The organism is Actinoplanes sp. NPDC048988, assembly GCF_043197815.1.
Lineage (GTDB): Bacteria > Actinomycetota > Actinomycetes > Mycobacteriales > Micromonosporaceae > Actinoplanes.
On record NZ_JBICTW010000002.1, the window covers coordinates 716867 to 737202 of the forward strand.

Consider the following 20336-nt stretch of genomic DNA (forward strand, 5'->3'; position numbering starts at 1 on the left):
GCCTACGGCGAAGCGGTAGTACAAAAAGTCGGTTACCAAGAAGCCTTCGACACGCCGGGCAGCTCGCCCCGGTGCGCCATGTCCCGCACGCAAACGCGGCACAGGCCGAACTTGCGGTAGACCGAGTGCGGGCGACCGCACTTCTGGCAGCGGGTGTAGGCACGCACGGCGAACTTCGGCTTCGCGGCCGCCTTGATGATCAGCGCCTTCTTAGCCATGCTCAGTTCTCCTTGAACGGGAAGCCCAGGAGCTTGAGCAGCGCCCGGCCCTCGTCGTCGGTCGTCGCGGTGGTGACCACCGTGATGTCCATGCCCCGCGGACGATCGATCTTGTCCTGGTCGATCTCGTGGAACACCGACTGCTCGGTCAGACCGAAGGTGTAGTTACCGTGCCCGTCGAGCTTGCGCCCGTCGAGGCCGCGGAAGTCACGGATACGCGGGAGGGCGATCGACAGAAGCCGGTCGAGGAACTCCCACATCCGGTCGTTGCGCAGGGTCACCTTCGCGCCGATCGGCATGCCCTCACGCAGCTTGAACTGCGCGATGGACTTGGTCGCCCGCCGCACGAGCGGCTTCTGACCGGTGATGGTGGTCAGGTCACGCACGGCGCCGTCGATCAGCTTGGCGTCGCGGGCGGCCTCGCCAACACCCATGTTCACGACGACCTTCACCAGGCCGGGAACCTGCATGGGGTTGCCGTACTTGTACTGCTCCTGGAGGCCGGCGACGACCTCCGAGCGGTACTTCTGCTTCAGACGCGGAAGCGTCTTGGTCTCGGTGGCGGCAGTCATCAGATTTCCTTACCGGTCGTACGCGCGATACGGACCTTGGTGCCGTTCTCGTCGACCTTGTACCCGATGCGGGTCGGCTTGCCCTGGTCGTCCACGATCTGCACGTTCGAGATGTGAACGGGGGCTTCCTGGGTCACGATGCCACCGGTCTTCGAACCACGCTGCGTGGTGCGAATACGTTCGTGCTTCTTGACGCGGTTGACGCCCTCGACGAGGACCTTGTCCTGCCGCGGGTAGGCCGCGATGACCTTGCCCTTGGCACCCTTGTCCTTGCCGGCGATGACGACGACCGTGTCGCCCTTCTTGATCTTCACGGTCAGAGCACCTCCGGCGCCAGGCTGATGATCTTCATGAACCGCTTGTCGCGCAGCTCGCGGCCGACCGGGCCGAAGATGCGGGTACCGCGGGGGTCCCCACCGTCCTTGATGATGACGGCGGCGTTCTCGTCGAAGCGGATGTACGAGCCGTCGGGACGGCGCTTCTCCTTGGCGGTGCGAACGACGACAGCCTTGACGACGTCGCCCTTCTTCACACCGGCGCCGGGGATGGCGTCCTTGACCGTGGCCACGATGACGTCGCCGATGCTCGCGTAACGGCGACCGGAGCCGCCGAGCACCCGGATGCACAGGATCTCCCGGGCACCCGTGTTGTCAGCGACGCGCAGTCGCGACTCCTGCTGAATCACGTCTGTCTCCTATGTCTGCCAGTTCTTCGGCCCGGGGGCCGAAGCTTGGCGGAACGATGGTGGGCCGGGCCGGCCCGAAGGCCGGCCCAGCGCACTCACTTGGCCTTTTCGAGGATCTCCACGACACGCCACCGCTTGGTGGCCGACAGCGGACGGGTCTCCATCAGGAGAACCCGGTCGCCGATGCCGCACGCGTTCTGCTCGTCGTGCACCTTGAGCTTGCGGGTACGACGCAGAACCTTGCCGTAGAGGGCGTGCTTAACGCGGTCCTCGACCTCGACGACGACGGTCTTGTCCATCTTGTCGCTGACCACCAGGCCCTCGCGAACCTTGCGGGTCGCCCGGGCCGAGGTGGCCGTGCTCTCGTCACTCATGCTGTCACCTCATCCGGCGCAACCGAGAGCCCCAGCTCGCGCTCACGCATGATCGTGTAGATCTTCGCGATGTCCTTGCGGACGACCTGCAGCCGACGGTGGTTGTCGAGCTGGCCGGTCGCGCCCTGCACGCGAAGGTTGAACAGCTCCGCCTTGGCCTCCCGCAGCCGCGCGATCAGCTCCTCCTCGGAGAGCTCGCGCAGCTCGGCTGCCTTAACGCCCGCTGCCATCAGCTTTCACCCACTTCGCGTGTCACGATGCGGCACTTCATCGGGAGCTTGTGGATCGCACGGCGCATCGCCTCGCGCGCGATCGTCTCGTTCGGGAAGGACATCTCGAAGAGAATCCGGCCCGGCTTGACGTTCGCCACCCACCACTCGGGAGAACCCTTACCGGAACCCATGCGGGTTTCGGCCGGCTTCTTGGTCAGAGCGTTGTCGGGGAAGACCGAGATCCAGACCTTGCCGCCACGCTTGATGTGACGGGTCATCGCGATACGGGCCGACTCGATCTGCCGGTTGGTCACGTACGCGGGCTCCAGCGCCTGGATACCGAACTCACCGAAGACAACCCGGTTGCCGCCCTTGGACGCGCCGTGGCGGTCCGGGTGGTGCGGCTTGCGGAAGCCCTTCGGGGGCTTACGCGGCATCAGCATCTGTCAGCCCTCCTGCTGCGTTTCGGCCTGAGCCGGAGCCGCGGCGACCGCGGCGTCGTTCGTGTTCTCGCCGGTCGGGGTGTCGCCACCCCGAGCCTGCGCGGCGGCGCGACCGGCCTCGGTGCCACCGGCCGTCGTGCCCGACGAACCGGAACGGCCACGACGCGGACGGTCGGGGCGGTCACCACGGTCGCGGCGCGGACGCGCCGGCGCCTCGGTGACGACCTCGCGACCCGGAACGGCGTCGCCCTTGTAGATCCAGACCTTCACGCCGATGCGGCCGAACGTCGTGCGGGCCTCGAAGAAGCCGTACTCGATGTTGGCGCGCAGCGTGTGCAGCGGAACGCGACCCTCACGGTAGAACTCCGTGCGGCTCATCTCCGCGCCGCCGAGACGGCCGGAGACCTGCACCCGGATGCCCTTGCAGATCGGGTTCTTCATCGCGGACTGCATGGCCTTGCGCATCGCCCGGCGGAAGCTGACCCGGGAGGACAGCTGCTCGGCGACGCCCTGCGCCACGAGCTGAGCATCCGACTCCGGGCTCTTCACCTCGAGGATGTTGAGCTGGACCTGCTTGCCGGTGAGCTTCTCGAGCTCGCCGCGGATCCGGTCGGCCTCCGCGCCCTTACGGCCGATGACGATGCCCGGCCGGGCGGTGTGGATGTCGACGCGCACCCGGTCACGGGTCCGCTCGATGTCCACCTTGGAGATGCCGGCGCGCTCGAGGCCCTTGGACATCATGCGGCGGATCTTGACGTCCTCGCCGATGTAGTCCTTGTAGAGCTTGTCGGCGAACCACCGAGACTTCCAGTCGGTGGAGATACCGAGGCGGAATCCGGTGGGGTGAACTTTCTGACCCATTACTCGGACTCCTCCGTGGTCTGGGACTCGGTAGCGGGCGCGGCCTTGGCCGGCGCCGCCTTCTTCGCCGCGGTCGCCTTCTTGGCGGGCCGTGCGACCTGGACCGCCTCGACGGCGATCGTGATGTGGCAGGTGCGCTTGCGGATCCGGTACGCCCGGCCCTGCGCCCGCGGACGGAACCGCTTCAGCGTCGGGCCCTCGTCGACGAACGCCTCGCTGACCAGGAGCGCGTCCGGGTCGAGCCGCTCGTTGTTCTCCGCGTTCGCGATAGCGCTCGCGAGCACCTTGTAGACCTGCTCGCTCGCCGCCTGCGGCGCGAACTGCAGGACCGTCAGAGCCTCCTTCGCGGGCAGACCGCGGACGAGGTTGACCACACGGCGTGCCTTGCTCGGCGAGATGCGGACGTGCTTGGCAACCGCACGACTGCCCGGAAGCGCCGGTGCGTCGTTCTTGACTGGCATCGCTGTGACCCCTTTCTTATCCGTGGACTGACTAGCGACGACGGCTCTTGCGGTCGTCCTTCTCGTGACCCTTGAACGTGCGGGTCAGAGCGAACTCGCCGAGCTTGTGACCGACCATGGCCTCGGTGATGAACACCGGGACGTGCTTGCGGCCGTCGTGCACGGCGATCGTGTGCCCGAGCATGTCGGGGATGATCATCGAGCGACGCGACCACGTCTTGATGACGTTCTTCGAGTTCTTCTCGTTCTGGACTTCCACCTTCTTGAGCAGGTGGTCGTCGACGAACGGGCCCTTCTTCAGGCTGCGTGGCATCTTCTAACTCCCGTTACCCGCGCTTGCGGGTGGCGTAGCGGCGGCGAACGATCAGCTTGTCGCTCTCCTGGCCCTTGCGGCGGGTACGGCCCTCCGGCTTACCAGCCGGGTTGACCGGGTGGCGACCACCCGAGGTCTTACCCTCACCACCACCGTGCGGGTGGTCGATCGGGTTCATGGCGACACCGCGGACGGTCGGGCGCTTGCCCTTCCAGCGCATACGGCCGGCCTTGCCCCAGTTGATGTTCGACTGCTCGGCATTGCCGATCTCGCCGACCGTGGCACGGCAACGGATGTCGACCCGCCGGATCTCACCGGAGGGCATACGCAGCGTGGCGTACGCGCCCTCACGGCCGAGCAGCTGGATACCGACACCGGCCGAACGGGCCAGCTTGGCGCCACCGCCGGGACGAAGCTCCACACCGTGGACCGTCGTACCGACCGGGATGTTGCGCAGGGGAAGGTTGTTCCCCGGCTTGATGTCGGCGCCCGGTCCGGACTCGACCCGGTCGCCCTGCTTGAGGTCCTTCGGCGCGAGGATGTAGCGCTTCTCGCCGTCGGCGTAGTGCAGCAGCGCGATGCGCGACGTGCGGTTGGGGTCGTACTCGATGTGCGCGACCTTGGCCGGCACGCCGTCCTTGTCGACCCGCTTGAAGTCGATCAGCCGGTACTGGCGCTTGTGGCCACCGCCCTGGTGCCGCGTGGTGATGCGGCCGTGGACGTTGCGGCCACCCTTCTTGGGCAGCGGAGCCAGCAGAGACTTCTCCGGCGTCGACCGGGTGATCTCGGCGAAGTCGGCGACGCTGGAGCCACGACGGCCCGGCGTGGTCGGCTTGTACTTACGGATAGCCATTGTCTTCTAACCCCTTAGCTGACCGGGCCGCCGAAGGCCTCGATACGGTCGCCGTCAGCCAGCTTGACCATCGCGCGCTTGGTCGCCTTGCGCTGTCCGAAGCCGGTCCGGGTGCGCTTGCGCTTGCCCTCGCGGTTCGCGGTGTTCACCGAGAGCACGCGGACGTTGAAGATCTGCTGGATCGCGATCTTGATCGCGGTCTTGTTCGCGTCCGGGTGGACCTCGAACGTGTACCAGTTCTGGTCGAGGACGCTGTAGCTCTTCTCAGAGACCACCGGGCGGACGATGATGTCGCGCGGGTCAGCGATCGTGGTCACTTGTTCCCCTCCTCGGCCGTCGCCGGGGTGCCCAGGAACTCGTCGAGCGCGTCCTTGGTGAACACAACCTCGTCGGCGACCAGCACGTCGTACGTGTTGAGCTGTCCGGCCTCGAGCAGGTGAACCGTGACCTCGTTGCGCAGCGAGAGCCAGTTGAGCTCGTCGGTGCTGCTGAGCACGACCAGAACCTTCGTGGTCTGAGCGACCTTGCGCAGCGTGGCGATCGCGGCCTTGGTCGACGGCGTCTCGCCGCTGACGAAGGACTCGACCACGTGCACGCGGCCGTCGCGGGCCCGGTCGGACAGGGCGCCACGCAGGGCGGCGGCCTTCATCTTCTTGGGGGTCCGCTGGCTGTAGTCGCGCGGCACGGGACCGTGCACGACGCCACCGCCGGTGAACTGAGGCGCGCGGATCGAGCCCTGACGGGCGCGGCCGGTGCCCTTCTGCTTGTACGGCTTCTTGCCGCCGCCGGCGACCTCGCCGCGGGACTTCGCCTTGTGCGTGCCCTGGCGGGCGGCCGCGAGCTGGGCCACCACGACCTGGTGCATCAGCGGGATGTTGGCCTGGACGTCGAAGACCGAGTCCGGCAGCTCGACCGAGCCGGCCTTGTTGCCCTCAACGTTGATCACGTCAACCGAGCTCACTTGGCACCGCCCTTCTTCGCCGCGGTACGGACCAGGATCAGCGCGCCCTTGGGACCGGGCACCGCGCCCTTGACCAGGATCAGGTTGTTCTCGGTGTCCACCGCCTGCACGGTGAGGTTCTGCACGGTGAATCGCTGGCTACCCATGCGACCGGCCATGCGGACACCCTTGAACACGCGACCGGGGGTCGCGCAGGCGCCGATCGAGCCGGGCGAGCGGTGCTTGCGCTCGACACCGTGGCTGCTCTTGAGGCCGTGGAAACCGTGCCGCTTCATGACACCGGCGTAGCCCTTGCCCTTGGTCTTGCCGGTGACGTCGATCGGCGTACCGACCGGGAACGTCTCGACGGTGACCTCTTGGCCGAGCTCGTAAGCGCCGGCGTCGCTGGTGCGCAGCTCGACGACGTGCCGCCGCGGCGACACACCGGCCTTCGCGAAGTGACCGCCCTCGGGCTTGTTCACCTTGCGCGGGTCGATGGCGCCGTACGCCAGCTGGACGGCGGTGTAGCCGTCCTTCTCATCGGTACGAACCTGGGTCACGACACAAGGGCCGGCCTGGACCACGGTCACCGGGACAACCTTGTTGTTGTCCCAGACCTGGGTCATGCCGAGCTTGGCGCCCAGGATCCCCTTTACTTCCCTGTCCATTAGTCGCAGATCCCTACAGCTTGATCTCGATGTCGACGCCAGCCGGCAGGTCGAGGCGCATGAGCGAGTCGACCGTCTTGGGAGTCGGGTCGATGATGTCGATCAGCCGCTTGTGCGTGCGCATCTCGAAGTGCTCGCGCGAGTCCTTGTACTTGTGCGGCGAGCGGATGACGCAGAAACGGTTGATCTCCGTGGGCAGCGGCACCGGGCCAGCAACCTGCGCCCCGGTACGCGTCACCGTCTCGACGATCTTCCGAGCCGAGGAGTCGACGACCTCGTGGTCATAGGCCTTGAGCCGGATGCGGATCTTCTGTCCCGCCATGGTGGCTTCTGTTTCCTTCTCTCGATGCCGCTACGTGCGAGAGGGGTGCCCCTCGCATGCCCGCAGGACCGTTGATCCTGCGTTGTCCGACCCCCGCGGTCGGGCGTGTCGCGCCTGCACTCAGAAATCTGCGCACAGCAGCTATCCAGATCACGGGGATCTTGGAGTGTCCAGCGGGCGGCTCAAAAACACACCCCAGACACCCGGCGAGGGTGGGCAGCTGCCAAGGCAGCTACCCACCCCGCTCGGACGCAACCTGACTAGTATGCCCGAAAGAACGCGGCATTGCTAATCGGGGTCATCGACCTTACTTGTTGATCTTCGTAACCGTTCCGGCGCCGACGGTGCGGCCACCCTCACGGATCGCGAACTTCAGGCCCTGCTCCATGGCGATCGGCTGGATCAGCTTGACCGACATGCTGGTGGAGTCGCCCGGCATGACCATCTCGGTGCCCTCGGGCAGCGTGACGACACCGGTGACGTCCGTGGTGCGGAAGTAGAACTGCGGGCGGTAGTTCTGGAAGAACGGGGTGTGCCGGCCGCCCTCTTCCTTCGAGAGGATGTAGACCTGGCCCTCGAACTCCGTGTGCGGGGTGCTGGTGCCGGGCTTGACCACGACCATGCCGCGCTCGACGTCCTCGCGCTTGATGCCGCGGAGCAGCAGACCGACGTTCTCACCCGCGCGGGCCTCGTCGAGCAGCTTGCGGAACATCTCGATGCCGGTGCAGACGGTCTTCGTCGACTTCTCGCGGATGCCGACGATCTCGACCTCCTCGTTCGGCTTGAGGATGCCGCGCTCGGCGCGACCCGTGACCACGGTGCCACGACCGGTGATCGTGAAGACGTCCTCGATGGGCATGAGGAACGGCTTCTCGGTCTCACGCTCGGGCTGCGGGATCGCGGTGTCGACCGCGTTCATCAGCTCCATGAGGCGCTCGGTCCACTGAGCGTCGCCCTCGAGCGCCTTGAGCGCCGAGACGCGCACGACCGGCAGGTCGTCGCCCGGGAACTCGTAGGTGCTCAGCAGCTCACGGACCTCGAGCTCGACGAGCTCGAGGAGCTCCTCGTCGTCCACCATGTCGCTCTTGTTCAGGGCGACGACGATGTACGGAACGCCGACCTGGCGGGCCAGGAGCACGTGCTCCTTGGTCTGCGGCATCGGGCCGTCGGTCGCGGCGACCACCAGGATCGCGCCGTCCATCTGGGCGGCACCGGTGATCATGTTCTTGATGTAGTCGGCGTGGCCGGGGCAGTCCACGTGCGCGTAGTGACGCGCCGCGGTCTGGTACTCGACGTGCGCGATCGAGATCGTGATGCCGCGGGCCTTCTCCTCCGGCGCCTTGTCGATCTCGTCGAACGGGGTGTACGGGTTCAGGTCCGGGTACTGGTCGTGCAGGACCTTGGTGATGGCCGCAGTCAGCGTCGTCTTACCGTGGTCGATGTGACCAATGGTGCCGATGTTGACGTGCGGCTTAGTCCGCTCGAACTTCGCCTTCGCCACTGGTGTCCTCCTGTGGACTGTGGTTTTACTTTCGCCCGGCACGCCCGATAAGGCGATGGGGACTCTGTCGACTGCTCGCGCGCGTGCGGTCCTCGACGGACCGCACGCGCCTCAACGCTTCGGCGGGAACTAGGCGCCCGTCGCCTTGGCGATGATCTCCTTCGCGACGCCCTGCGGGACCTCGGCGTAGGAGTCGAACTGCATGCTGTAGCTAGCCCGGCCGGCGGTCTTCGACCGGAGGTCGCCGACGTAGCCGAACATCTCGGAGAGCGGGACCAGAGCCTTGACGACGCGGGCGCCGGAGCGCTCCTCCATCGACTGGATGATGCCACGCCGCGAGTTGAGGTCGCCGATCACGTCGCCCATGTTGTCCTCGGGCGTGGTGACCTCGACGGACATCATCGGCTCGAGCAGCGCGGGGTCGGCCTTGCGGGCGACCTCTTTCATCGCCATGGAGCCGGCGATCTTGAACGCCATCTCGGACGAGTCGACCTCGTGGTACTGACCGTCGACCAGCGTGAACTTCACGCCGACCAGCGGGTAGCCGGCGAGAACGCCGTACTGCAGCGAGTCCTGCGCGCCCGCGTCCACCGAGGGGATGAACTCCTTGGGGATGCGGCCACCGGTCACCGCGTTGACGAACTCGTACGTGGGGCCGTCGGCCTCGAGCGGCAGCGGCTCGACGTTGACGACGACCTTCGCGTACTGGCCCGAGCCACCGGTCTGCTTCTTGTGGACGTACGTGTGCTTCTCCACGGTGCCGCGGATCGTCTCACGGTAGGCCACCTGCGGCTTGCCGATGTTGGCCTCGACGTTGAACTCGCGGCGCATGCGGTCCACCAGGATGTCCAGGTGGAGCTCGCCCATGCCGGCGATGATCGTCTGGCCGGTCTCCTCGTCGTTGAAGACCCGGAACGTCGGGTCCTCCTCGGCGAGGCGCTGGATCGCGGTGCCCAGCTTCTCCTGGTCCGACTTGGTCTTCGGCTCGATGGCGACCTGGATGACCGGCTCCGGGAAGGTCATCGACTCCAGGATGACCGGGTTGGCCGGGTCGCTGAGCGTGTCACCGGTGGTGGTCTGCTTGAGACCCTGGACGGCGATGATGTCGCCGGCCTGCGCGGTGGCGCGCTCCTCACGCTTGTTCGCGTGCATCTGGTAGATCTTGCCGATCCGCTCCTTGCGGTCCTTGGTGGAGTTGACCACCTGAGAACCGGACTCGAGCGTGCCGGAGTAGACCCGCACGTACGTGAGCTTGCCGAGGTGCTTGTCGGTCTGGATCTTGAACGCCAGCGCCGAGAACGGCTCCGAGTTCGACGGCTTGCGCTGGATCGGCGTCTCGCCGTCCGTCGCGGTGCCCTCGATGGCCGGGATGTCCAGCGGCGACGGCAGGAAGTCGATCACGGCGTCGAGCATGGGCTGAACGCCCTTGTTCTTGAACGCCGAGCCGCACAGCACCGGGTTGGCCTTGCTGGCGATCGTGGCGCGCCGGATGGCGGCCTTGATCTCGTCCTCGGTGAGCGACTCGCCCTCGAGGTACTTCAGCATGACCTCGTCGTCGACGTCGGCCAGGGTCTCGATCAGCTTCTCGCGCCACTCGTTCGCGGAGTCGACCAGGTCAGCCGGGATCTCCTCGACCGCGTAGTCCTCACCCTTCTGGGTCTCACCACGCCAGGTGAGCGCGCGCATGCCGATCAGGTCGACGACGCCGATGTGGTCGCCCTCGAGGCCGATCGGGATCTGCAGGACGAGCGGCGTCGCGTTGAGCCGGTCGATCATCATCTGCACGCAGCGGAAGAAGTCGGCGCCGGTCCGGTCGAGCTTGTTGACGAAGCACATCCGGGGGACGTGGTACTTGTCCGCCTGCCGCCACACGTTCTCGGTCTGCGGCTCCACGCCGGCGACGCCGTCGTAGACCGCCACAGCGCCGTCCAGCACACGCAGCGACCGCTCGACCTCGACCGTGAAGTCGACGTGGCCGGGCGTGTCGATGATCTGGATCGTGTGACCCTTCCACTCGCACTTGGTGGCGGCGGAAGTGATCGTGATACCGCGCTCCTGCTCCTGCTCCATCCAGTCCATGGTGGCTGCGCCATCGTGGACCTCACCGATCTTGTACGTGATACCGGTGTAGAACAGGATTCGCTCGGTGGTCGTGGTCTTACCGGCATCGATGTGCGCCATGATGCCGATGTTGCGTACGTTGGCGAGCGCGTCTGCGGCGGCCACTTGAATCCCTACTCTTCTTCGTCGTCGTCTCGTGAACCGGTACGACTTGCGTCCCGGCCCGGTTCAATCACCGGGCCGGCAGCGGGGTCTTACCAGCGGTAGTGCGCGAAGGCCTTGTTGGACTCCGCCATCTTGTGGGTGTCCTCGCGCCGCTTGACGGCGGCACCGAGACCGTTGCTGGCGTCGAGCAGCTCGTTCTGGAGACGCTCGATCATGGTCTTCTCACGGCGGGCCTTGGAGTACTGGACGAGCCAGCGGAGGCCGAGCGTGGTCTGACGCGGGGTGCGGACCTCGACCGGAACCTGGTAGGTCGCGCCACCGACGCGGCGGCTGCGGACCTCGAGGGTCGGCTTGACGTTGTCCATGGCGCGCTTGAGGATCACCACGGGGTCGGTGCCGCTCTTCTCGCGGGCACCCTCGAGGGCGCCGTACACGATGCGCTCAGCGAGCTGACGCTTGCCGCCGATCAGGATCTTGTTCACCAGCTGGGTGACCAGCGGCGAGTTGTAAACCGGGTCCGCGACCACTGGGTGGCGCGGAGCGGGGCCCTTACGCGGCATGTCAGCTCTTCTCCTTCTTCGCGCCGTAACGGCTGCGGGCCTGCTTGCGGTTGCGGACACCCTGGGTGTCCAGCGAACCGCGGACGATCTTGTAGCGGACGCCCGGGAGGTCCTTCACACGACCGCCACGCACGAGCACGATCGAGTGCTCCTGCAGGTTGTGGCCGACGCCCGGGATGTACGCCGTCACCTCGATCTGGCTGCTGAGCTTCACACGAGCGACCTTGCGCAGCGCAGAGTTCGGCTTCTTGGGGGTGGTGGTGTACACGCGCGTGCACACGCCGCGCCGCTGGGGACTTCCCTTCAGCGCCGGCGTCTTGGTCTTGCTCGTCTTCGCCTGGCGGCCCTTTCGGACCAGCTGCTGGATCGTGGGCACCGGGTTCTCTCCGCTCCCTTCGGCCGCCTTTCACCGCGACCGCACCGTCTTAGATATGCCTCTGTGTGCCGAAGGCTCCCCATGCCCGGGGGGCTTCCGGCACCCGCGGTCGGGCGTGTCGTCCGGCTCACGGTCCCGCCGCGCGTTTGTCAACGCGCACCGGGTCTTGTCTGTGTCGGCGCCCGGAAAGGCGCCGCGCTCGGCTTGTCGACCCCGTCGTAGTACTACCGACTCGGGCGCACGCACGAGTTGCCCTGGCAAGCCAGGGCACGAGGGGAAAGAGTACCCACCCCAAGCATCCAGGTCAAAATGAGCACCTAGTCCTCGTGACGGATACCTCCGAGGCAAGTGTACCGGGTGCTGGAACGAACCGGCGCCGCGGTGCCCGATCCACGGCCGGAGAGACACACGGGTCACTCAGGATGACAACTGCAACACCAGGGTCAACGCGAGTGACAGGAGAGCAATTCCCGCTCCGCACGATCCGCAGATGATCCCGGCCATACCGAGGCCGCCGCCGGTGAACCGGACCTGGCCGACCTGGCCGGAACGGCGGATCTGCCGCCGGGCCACCATGCCGACGATCACAGCGCCGGCGCCGGCCAGCACACTGAGAACGGTGAAGGCTCCGCCGACCCAGCCGCCCCAGCCGCCCGAGGCGCCGAGCAGGCCGAAGCAGAGGACCAGCGTGGAGACCAGGATCGAGCCGATGCCGGCGAGCAGAGAACCGATGGCGAGGCCGGAGGTGATCGGCTCGACCCGCAGCTGGACCAGGCCGAACTCGGTGCCCGGCAGGGGGTCGACCCGCTCCGGCTGCCAGCGCCCGTTGGGCGGCGGAGGCGGAGGCGGATAGGGCATGGCCGCCGGCGGGTGCGTCATGACATGAGCATGTCACCCGAACGGGGTCAGTCGGTACCCGGGGCGAAGTCGGGACCGCCGGGCGAGGCGGCCAGATGCAGCAGGCCGGCGATCGCGGCGATCACCAGCGAGGTGAGGGCCAGGACGATGCCGGCCCAGGCGAACCGGCGGCCGCGGCGGATCCACGCGGAGCCGGTCAGGAAGCCCTGGGCCTCGTACGCCTGCCGCGCGGCCTGGCGCGCGAGCAGCAGCGCCAGGACGGCCGGGATGACCCCGCCCACGAACGGGCCGGTCAGGAAGCCCACCAGGCCCAGCGCGAAGACCGCCCGTGCCTTCGACGACGGCGCCGGGTCGGGATCCATCGGGTGGCGGGTGAGGGCGGGAAGCGTCACCAGCCCATAGTAGGTACGCCGAAGGGCGGCCGCGCAGTGCGCGACCGCCCTTCAGGCGTTCAGAGACCCTTAGCGGTACGACCCGAAGTCGAAGTCGTCCAGCGGCACAGCCTGCCCGCTGGCCGGCCCGAAGCCGTAGTCGGTCTCGGGGTACCCGGTCATCGAGTACACCTTGGCCTTGGCCTCCTCGGTCGGCTCGACCCGGATGTTGCGGTACTTGCTGATGCCCGTACCGGCCGGGATGAGCTTACCGATGATCACGTTCTCCTTGAGGCCGACGAGCGAGTCGCTGCGCGAGTTGATCGCCGCGTCGGTCAGCACCCGGGTCGTCTCCTGGAAGGAGGCGGCCGAGAGCCAGGAGTCGGTGGCCAGCGAGGCCTTGGTGATACCCATCAGCACCGGGCGACCGGCGGCGGGCTCGCCACCCTCGCCCACGATCCGGCGGTTCTCCGACTCGAAGAGCGCCCGGTCGACCAGGACACCGGGGAGGAACTCCGCGGCACCCGAGTCGATGACCGTCACCCGCTTGAGCATCTGGCGGATGATGATCTCGATGTGCTTGTCGTGGATGAGCACACCCTGCGAGCGGTAGACCTCCTGGACCTCCTGGGTCAGGTGGACCTGGACCGCGCGCGGGCCCATGATGCGCAGCAGCTCGTGCGGGTCGATGGTGCCCTCGGTGAGCTTCTCGCCGACGCCGACGTGGTCGCCGTCGTGCGCGCGCAGCTTCACGCGCTTCGAGATCTTGTCGTACACGATCTCGTCGCTGCCGTCGTCCGGCACCACGATGATCTTGCGCGACCGCTCGCCGTCCTCGATGCGGATGCGTCCCGGGGTGTCGGCGATGGGCGCCTTGCCCTTGGGAACGCGGGCCTCGAAGATCTCCTGGACACGCGGCAGACCCTGGGTGATGTCCTCACCCGCGACACCACCGGTGTGGAAGGTACGCATCGTCAGCTGCGTACCGGGCTCACCGATGGACTGGGCCGCGATGATGCCGACGGCCTCGCCGATGTCGACCGACTTGCCGGTCGGCAGCGAACGGCCGTAGCAGGCCGCACACACACCGAGCTTCGACTCGCAGGTCAGGACGCTGCGCACCCGGACGTTCTCGACGCCGGCGGCGACGAGCTTGTCGACCAGGATCGAGTTCAGGTCGTCGCCACGCGACACCACCCGGTTGCCCTGGGCGTCGTCGATGTCGTCGGCCAGCGTACGAGCGTGGACACCGGTCTCGGCGTGCACGTGCACGACCAGCGTGCCGTCCGCCTCGCGGTCGGCCACCTGCATCGGGATCGCGCGGTCGGTGCCGCAGTCCTCCTCGCGGATGATCACGTCCTGCGAGACGTCCACCAGACGACGGGTCAGGTAACCCGAGTCGGCGGTACGCAGCGCGGTGTCGGCCAGACCCTTACGGGCACCGTGCGTGGAGATGAAGTACTCCAGCACGGTCAGGCCCTCGCGGTACGACGAGGTGATCGGCCGCGGGATGATCTCACCCTTGGGGTTGGCCACCAGGCCGCGGATCGCGGCGATCTGCCGCAGCTGCAGCAGGTTACCGCGGGCGCCCGAGTTGATCATGACCCAGAGCGGGTTCTCGTGCGGCAGCGAGTTCTCCATCTCCTTGGAGATCTCGTTGGTCGCCTTCGTCCAGATCTCGATGAGCTCGCCGCGACGCTCCTCGGCGGTCATCAGACCACGCTGGTACTGCTTGTCGATCCGGTCCGCCTCGACCTGGTAGCGCTGCAGGATCTCCGGCTTGCGCGGGGGGCCGATGACATCGCCCATGCCGATCGTCACACCGGACCAGGTGGCCCAGTGGAAGCCGGCCTCCTTGAGCGCGTCCAGGGTCGCGGCCAGGGCGACCTTGGGGAAGCGCTCGGCGAGGTCGTTGACGATCGCCGACAGCTGACCCTTGCGGATCTCGTAGTTCACGAAGCGGTAGCCCGGGGGCAGCGTCTCGTTGAAGATGACCCGGCCCAGGGTGGTCTCGACCAGGAGCGGCTCGCCCTCGGTCCAGTCCTCCGGAGCCTCCCACTTGGCGCCCTTGGCGCCGTTGTCGACACCGATGACGCCCTGGAGACGGATCTTGACCGGCGCCTGCAGGTGCAGCTCGCCGTTGTCGTACGCCATCCGCGCCTCGGCGTCCGAGCTGAACACCCGTCCCTCGCCCTTGTTGCCGGGCGTCTCGTGGGTCAGGTGGTACAGGCCGATGACCATGTCCTGGGTGGGCATGGTGACCGGCTTGCCGTCGGCCGGCTTGAGGATGTTGTTCGACGACAGCATCAGGATCCGGGCCTCGGCCTGCGCCTCGGCCGACAGCGGCACGTGCACCGCCATCTGGTCACCGTCGAAGTCGGCGTTGAACGCCGTACAGACGAGCGGGTGGATCTGGATCGCCTTGCCCTCGACCAGCTGGGGCTCGAAGGCCTGGATGCCGAGGCGGTGCAGGGTCGGCGCGCGGTTCAGCAGCACCGGGTGCTCGCTGATGACCTCTTCGAGGACGTCCCACACGACCGGGCGCTGACGCTCGACCATCCGCTTGGCCGACTTGATGTTCTGCGCGTGGTTCAGGTCGACCAGGCGCTTCATCACGAACGGCTTGAACAGCTCCAGGGCCATCTGCTTGGGCAGACCGCACTGGTGCAGCTTGAGCCGCGGGCCGACGACGATGACCGAACGGCCGGAGTAGTCGACGCGCTTGCCCAGCAGGTTCTGGCGGAAACGACCCTGCTTGCCCTTGAGCATGTCGGACAGCGACTTCAGCGGGCGGTTACCCGGGCCGGTGACCGGCCGGCCGCGGCGGCCGTTGTCGAACAGCGCGTCGACGGCCTCCTGCAGCATCCGCTTCTCGTTGTTCACGATGATCTCGGGCGCACCCAGGTCGATCAGGCGCTTCAACCGGTTGTTCCGGTTGATGACCCGGCGGTACAGGTCGTTGAGGTCGGAGGTCGCGAAGCGGCCACCGTCGAGCTGCACCATCGGGCGCAGGTCCGGCGGGATGACCGGGACGCAGTCCAGCACCATGCCGAGCGGCTTGTTGGTGGTGTTCAGGAACGCGGCGACGACCTTGAGGCGCTTGAGCGCACGGATCTTCCGCTGGCCCTTACCGGTGCGGATGATCTCCCGCAGGTTCTCGGCCTCGGCGTCCAGGTCCATGTTCTCGAGCAGCGCCTTGATCGCCTCGGCACCCATGCCGCCGGTGAAGTACTCACCGAAGCGGTCCCGCAGCTCGCGGTAGAGCAGCTCGTCGGTGACCAGCTGCTTCGAGTCGAGCTTGCGGAAGGTGTCGAGCACCTCGTCGAGACGGTCGATCTCGCGCTGCGCCTTGTCCCGGATCTGGCGCATCTCGCGCTCGCCGGCTTCCTTGACCTTGCGGCGCACGTCCGCCTTGGCACCCTCGGCCTCGAGCTCGGCCAGGTCCTGCTCCAGCTTGGCGGCCCGCTTCTCGATCTCGGAGTCGCGGCCGTTCTCGGACTGGCGCTTCTCGGCGAAGATCTCGTTCTCGATCGTGGACATGTCGCGGTGACGCGCCTCGGCGTCAACGCTCGTGATCACGTACGAGGCGAAGTAGATGATCTTCTCGAGGTCCTTCGGCGCCAGGTCGAGCAGGTAGCCCAACCGGCTCGGCACACCCTTGAAGTACCAGATGTGCGTGACCGAGGCGGCCAGCTCGATGTGGCCCATGCGCTCACGGCGGACCTTGGACCGGGTCACCTCGACGCCGCAGCGCTCACAGATGATGCCCTTGAACCGGACCCGCTTGTACTTTCCGCAGTAGCACTCCCAGTCCCGCTGAGGACCGAAGATCTTCTCGCAGAAGAGTCCGTCCTTCTCGGGCTTGAGCGTGCGGTAGTTGATCGTCTCGGGCTTCTTGACCTCGCCGTGCGACCACTGCCGGATGTCGTCAGCGGTGGCCAGGCCGATGCGCAACTCGTCGAAGAAGTTGACGTCGAGCACTTGGTCTATCCCTCGTATTTCTTGCTCGAATGGATTCCAGGCCGGCGGTGGCGTCCCCCGCCCTCAAAGGAGCGGGGGACGCTTCCGTCAGATCTCTTCGACGCTGCTGACGCCCTCGTTCGGGCGCCGGGACAGGTCGATACCGAGTTCCTCCGCGGCCCGGAAGACCTCGTCGTCGGTCTCGCGCATCTCGAGAGCCACGCCGTCGCTGGAAAGCACCTCAACATTCAGGCACAGCGACTGCAGCTCCTTGAGCAGCACCTTGAACGACTCCGGGATTCCCGGCTCCGGGATGTTCTCGCCCTTGACGATGGCCTCGTAGACCTTCACGCGGCCGAGCACGTCGTCGGACTTGATGGTGAGCAGCTCCTGCAGCGCGTAAGCGGCGCCGTAGGCCTGCATCGCCCAGCACTCCATCTCGCCGAACCGCTGGCCACCGAACTGCGCCTTACCACCCAGCGGCTGCTGCGTGATCATCGAGTACGGGCCGGTCGACCGAGCGTGGATCTTGTCGTCGACCAGGTGGTTCAGCTTGAGGATGTACACGTACCCGACCGAGATCGGGTCCGGCAGCGGCTCGCCGGAGCGGCCGTCGAACAGCTGCGCCTTGCCGTCACCGTTGACCAGCCGCTTACCGTCGCGGTTGACCAGCGTCGACTCCAGGAGACCCTTGATCTCCTCCTCCTGCGCACCGTCGAAGACGGGGGTCGCGACGTTCGAGTCCTTGGGGGACTCGTGCGCCTCGATCGCGCGCAGCTGGCGCTTCCACTCGGCGTCGTCGCCCTCGACCTCCCAGCCGGTCTTGGCGATCCACCCGAGGTGGGTCTCCAGAACCTGGCCGATGTTCATACGCGAGGGCACACCGAGCGGGTTGAGCACGATGTCGACGGGGGTGCCGTCCTCGAGGAACGGCATGTCCTCGACCGGAAGGATCTTGGAGATGACGCCCTTGTTGCCGTGCCGGCCGGCGAGCTTGTCACCGTCCTGGATCTTGCGCTTCTGGGCCACGTAGACGCGGACCAGCTCGTTGACGCCCGGAGGAAGCTCGTCGCCGTCCTCGCGCGAGAACGTGCGGACGCCGATGACCGTGCCGGTCTCGCCGTGCGGCACCTTCAGCGAGGTGTCCCGGACCTCCCGGGCCTTCTCACCGAAGATCGCGCGGAGCAGGCGCTCCTCGGGGGTCAGCTCGGTCTCGCCCTTGGGCGTGACCTTGCCGACCAGGATGTCGCCGGGGACGACCTCGGCGCCGATCCGGATGATGCCGCGCTCGTCGAGGTCGGCGAGCATTTCCTCGCTGACGTTCGGGATGTCGCGGGTGATCTCTTCCGGGCCGAGCTTGGTGTCACGGGCGTCGACCTCGTGCTCCTCGATGTGGATCGAGGTGAGGACGTCCTGCTGGACGAGGCGCTGCGACAGGATGATCGCGTCCTCGTAGTTGTGACCCTCCCAGCACATGAACGCGACGAGCAGGTTGCGGCCGAGGGCCATCTCCCCCTCGTCGGTGCACGGGCCGTCGGCGATGACCTGGCCGGCCTCGACCCGGTCACCCTCGAACACGACCGGCTTCTGGTTGACGCAGGAGCCGGCGTTGGAGCGGCGGAACTTGTGCAGCAGGTACGTACGGCGGTGGCCGTCGTCCTGGTGGACCGTCACGTAGTCGGCGCACAGGTCCTCGACCACGCCGCCGACCTCGGCGACGACGACGTCACCGGCGTCGACCGCGGCGCGGTACTCCATGCCCGTACCGACCAGCGGGGCCTCGGCCTTGACCAGCGGCACCGCCTGACGCTGCATGTTCGCACCCATGAGGGCGCGGTTGGCGTCGTCGTGCTCGAGGAACGGGATCATCGCGGTCGCGACCGACGTCATCTGCCGCGGCGACACGTCCATGTAGTCGACCTGCGTGCCGGGCACGTAGTCGACCTCACCGCCCTTACGGCGGACCAGGACGCGGTCGTCGGCGAAGGTGCCGTCGCTGCGCAGCGTGGCGTTGGCCTGCGCCTTGATGTACCGGTCTTCCTCATCGGCCGTGAGGTAGTGGACCTCGTCGGTGACGACGCCTTCCTCGACCTTGCGGTACGGCGTCTCGATGAATCCGAACGGGTTGACCCGCGCGAACGTCGAGAGCGCGCCGATCAGACCGATGTTCGGTCCCTCGGGCGTCTCGATCGGGCACATGCGGCCGTAGTGCGAGGGGTGCACGTCACGGACCTCGAAGCCGGCGCGCTCACGCGACAGACCACCCGGGCCGAGCGCCGACAGGCGGCGACGGTGGGTCAGACCCGCGAGCGGGTTGGTCTGGTCCATGAACTGCGACAGCTGCGACGTACCGAAGAACTCCTTGATCGCCGCCACCACGGGGCGGATGTTGATCAGGGTCTGCGGCGTGATCGCCTCGACGTCCTGGGTCGTCATGCGCTCGCGGACGACGCGCTCCATCCGGGACAGGCCGACGCGGACCTGGTTCTGGATGAGCTCGCCGACCGTGCGCAGACGGCGGTTGCCGAAGTGGTCGATGTCGTCGGCCTCGTAGCCCTCCTCACCGGCGTGCAGCCGGGCGAGGTACTCGACGGTCTTGACGATGTCTTCCTCGGTCAGCGTCCCGCGGTCGATCGGCAGGTCGAGCTCGAGCTTCTTGTTGAACTTGTAACGGCCGACCTTGGCGACGTCGTACCTCTTCGGGTTGAAGAAGAGGTTGTCGAGCAGGGTCTGCGCGTTCTCCCGCGTCGGGGGCTCGCCAGGGCGGAGCTTGCGGTAGATGTCGAGCAGGGCCTCGTCCTGCCCGGCGATGTGGTCCTTCTCGAGGGTGGTCATGAGAAGCTCGGACCACCCGAACCGCTCACGGATCTGGTCGGCCGACCAGCCGATCGCCTTGAGCAGGACCGTGACGGCCTGCCGGCGCTTGCGGTCGATCCGGACACCGACGGTGTCGCGCTTGTCGATGTCGAACTCCAGCCAGGCGCCCCGGCTGGGGATGACCTTGACGCTGGAGAGGTCGCGGTCGGAGGTCTTGTCCGGCTCCTTGGTGAAGTACACGCCCGGCGAGCGGACGAGCTGGCTCACCACGACGCGCTCCGTGCCGTTGATGACGAACGTCCCCTTGGGGGTCATCATCGGGAAGTCACCCATGAACACGGTCTGGCTCTTGATCTCGCCAGTCGTGTTGTTGGTGAACTCCGCGGTCACGAACAGCGGCGCGCAGTAGGTCAGATCCTTCTCCTTGCACTCCTCGATCGAGGCCTTGACCTCGTCGAATCGGGGAGACGAGAAGGACAGCGACATTGTGCCGGAGAAGTCCTCAATGGGACTGATCTCTTCGAGGATCTCTGCGAGGCCCGACTGGGCGTGCGGGTCGTCCGTCGACCGGGCCTGCCAAGCCTCGTTCCCGACCAGCCAGTCGAAAGACTCCGTCTGGAGGGCGAGGAGGTTGGGGACCTCTAGTTGCTCGGTGATCCTGCCGAAAGAGACACGGCGGGGTGCGTAAGCGCTCGACGTACGGCTGGTCTTCGCAGGGCGGGAAGCTGCCAAGATGCGTCCTTCC

23 protein-coding genes are annotated in these 20336 nt (G+C 67.0%); all 23 read right to left on the reverse strand.

Features of this window, described 5'->3' with window-relative positions; genetic code table 11:
* Positions 1 to 32: 32 nt before the first annotated feature.
* Positions 33 to 218 carry a type Z 30S ribosomal protein S14 gene (locus ACGFJ7_RS10440; protein ID WP_014440734.1) on the reverse strand — a complete coding sequence of 62 codons (186 nt, stop codon included), beginning with the start codon at positions 216 to 218 and terminating at the stop codon, positions 33 to 35.
* Between the two features lie 2 nt (positions 219 to 220).
* The gene (rplE, locus tag ACGFJ7_RS10445) at positions 221 to 790 is read right to left on the reverse strand and encodes a 50S ribosomal protein L5 (protein WP_360245567.1); all 570 of its coding nucleotides are present in this window, start codon (positions 788 to 790) and stop codon (positions 221 to 223) included.
* On the reverse strand, positions 790 to 1110 hold the full coding sequence (rplX, locus tag ACGFJ7_RS10450) for a 50S ribosomal protein L24 (RefSeq protein WP_097322767.1): 321 nt from the start codon (positions 1108 to 1110) through the stop codon (positions 790 to 792). The genes rplE and rplX overlap by 1 nt, the downstream gene beginning before the upstream one ends.
* Positions 1107 to 1475 carry a 50S ribosomal protein L14 gene (rplN, locus tag ACGFJ7_RS10455; protein ID WP_007073026.1) on the reverse strand — a complete coding sequence of 123 codons (369 nt, stop codon included), beginning with the start codon at positions 1473 to 1475 and terminating at the stop codon, positions 1107 to 1109. Before rplN ends, rplX begins: the two co-directional genes overlap by 4 nt.
* Before the next feature lie 95 nt (positions 1476 to 1570).
* On the reverse strand, positions 1571 to 1849 hold the full coding sequence (rpsQ, locus tag ACGFJ7_RS10460) for a 30S ribosomal protein S17 (protein ID WP_203761916.1): 279 nt from the start codon (positions 1847 to 1849) through the stop codon (positions 1571 to 1573).
* A complete protein-coding gene (rpmC, locus tag ACGFJ7_RS10465; RefSeq protein ID WP_360245572.1) occupies positions 1846 to 2079 on the reverse strand; it encodes a 50S ribosomal protein L29 in 234 nt (77 codons plus the stop codon). The genes rpsQ and rpmC overlap by 4 nt, the downstream gene beginning before the upstream one ends.
* Complete coding sequence (rplP, locus tag ACGFJ7_RS10470; protein WP_097322770.1) at positions 2079 to 2504, reverse strand: 50S ribosomal protein L16; 426 nt, start codon at positions 2502 to 2504, stop codon at positions 2079 to 2081. Before rplP ends, rpmC begins: the two co-directional genes overlap by 1 nt.
* Before the next feature lie 3 nt (positions 2505 to 2507).
* Complete coding sequence (gene rpsC, locus ACGFJ7_RS10475; protein ID WP_203761914.1) at positions 2508 to 3365, reverse strand: 30S ribosomal protein S3; 858 nt, start codon at positions 3363 to 3365, stop codon at positions 2508 to 2510.
* Complete coding sequence (gene rplV, locus ACGFJ7_RS10480; protein WP_392641930.1) at positions 3365 to 3826, reverse strand: 50S ribosomal protein L22; 462 nt, start codon at positions 3824 to 3826, stop codon at positions 3365 to 3367. Before rplV ends, rpsC begins: the two co-directional genes overlap by 1 nt.
* 31 nt (positions 3827 to 3857) lie before the next feature.
* On the reverse strand, positions 3858 to 4139 hold the full coding sequence (gene rpsS, locus ACGFJ7_RS10485; RefSeq protein WP_097322773.1) for a 30S ribosomal protein S19: 282 nt from the start codon (positions 4137 to 4139) through the stop codon (positions 3858 to 3860).
* A gap of 13 nt (positions 4140 to 4152) precedes the next feature.
* Positions 4153 to 4992 carry a 50S ribosomal protein L2 gene (gene rplB, locus ACGFJ7_RS10490; RefSeq protein ID WP_203761912.1) on the reverse strand — a complete coding sequence of 280 codons (840 nt, stop codon included), beginning with the start codon at positions 4990 to 4992 and terminating at the stop codon, positions 4153 to 4155.
* 14 nt (positions 4993 to 5006) lie between these two features.
* Positions 5007 to 5309 (reverse strand): 50S ribosomal protein L23, encoded by a 303-nt coding sequence (gene rplW, locus ACGFJ7_RS10495; protein WP_097322775.1) that lies wholly within the window; start codon positions 5307 to 5309, stop codon positions 5007 to 5009.
* Positions 5306 to 5953, reverse strand: a complete 648-nt coding sequence (gene rplD / locus ACGFJ7_RS10500) for a 50S ribosomal protein L4 (RefSeq protein ID WP_360245581.1) — start codon at positions 5951 to 5953, stop codon at positions 5306 to 5308. Before rplD ends, rplW begins: the two co-directional genes overlap by 4 nt.
* Positions 5950 to 6600 (reverse strand): 50S ribosomal protein L3, encoded by a 651-nt coding sequence (gene rplC, locus ACGFJ7_RS10505; protein WP_360245584.1) that lies wholly within the window; start codon positions 6598 to 6600, stop codon positions 5950 to 5952. The genes rplD and rplC overlap by 4 nt, the downstream gene beginning before the upstream one ends.
* Before the next feature lie 13 nt (positions 6601 to 6613).
* Entirely contained in the window at positions 6614 to 6922 is a 309-nt protein-coding gene (rpsJ, locus tag ACGFJ7_RS10510; protein WP_007073037.1) for a 30S ribosomal protein S10, read from the reverse strand.
* 307 nt (positions 6923 to 7229) lie between these two features.
* Positions 7230 to 8423 (reverse strand): elongation factor Tu, encoded by a 1194-nt coding sequence (tuf, locus tag ACGFJ7_RS10515; protein WP_360245587.1) that lies wholly within the window; start codon positions 8421 to 8423, stop codon positions 7230 to 7232.
* 129 nt (positions 8424 to 8552) lie between these two features.
* Positions 8553 to 10649 carry an elongation factor G gene (gene fusA / locus ACGFJ7_RS10520; protein WP_360245590.1) on the reverse strand — a complete coding sequence of 699 codons (2097 nt, stop codon included), beginning with the start codon at positions 10647 to 10649 and terminating at the stop codon, positions 8553 to 8555.
* An 89-nt stretch (positions 10650 to 10738) separates the two neighbouring features.
* A complete protein-coding gene (rpsG, locus tag ACGFJ7_RS10525; protein ID WP_043531103.1) occupies positions 10739 to 11209 on the reverse strand; it encodes a 30S ribosomal protein S7 in 471 nt (156 codons plus the stop codon).
* Position 11210: 1 nt separating this feature from the next.
* Positions 11211 to 11585: a 30S ribosomal protein S12 gene (gene rpsL / locus ACGFJ7_RS10530; protein ID WP_014440718.1), complete on the reverse strand. Its 375-nt coding sequence runs from the start codon at positions 11583 to 11585 to the stop codon at positions 11211 to 11213.
* 417 nt (positions 11586 to 12002) lie between these two features.
* Positions 12003 to 12464, reverse strand: a complete 462-nt coding sequence (locus ACGFJ7_RS10535) for a hypothetical protein (protein WP_360245594.1) — start codon at positions 12462 to 12464, stop codon at positions 12003 to 12005.
* A gap of 26 nt (positions 12465 to 12490) precedes the next feature.
* Positions 12491 to 12805 carry a hypothetical protein gene (locus ACGFJ7_RS10540; RefSeq protein WP_360246534.1) on the reverse strand — a complete coding sequence of 105 codons (315 nt, stop codon included), beginning with the start codon at positions 12803 to 12805 and terminating at the stop codon, positions 12491 to 12493.
* A 99-nt stretch (positions 12806 to 12904) separates the two neighbouring features.
* Positions 12905 to 16795 (reverse strand): DNA-directed RNA polymerase subunit beta', encoded by a 3891-nt coding sequence (locus ACGFJ7_RS10545; protein ID WP_360245597.1) that lies wholly within the window; start codon positions 16793 to 16795, stop codon positions 12905 to 12907.
* Between the two features lie 87 nt (positions 16796 to 16882).
* The gene (locus tag ACGFJ7_RS10550) at positions 16883 to 20323 is read right to left on the reverse strand and encodes a DNA-directed RNA polymerase subunit beta (RefSeq protein ID WP_360245600.1); all 3441 of its coding nucleotides are present in this window, start codon (positions 20321 to 20323) and stop codon (positions 16883 to 16885) included.
* Positions 20324 to 20336 lie beyond the last annotated feature (13 nt).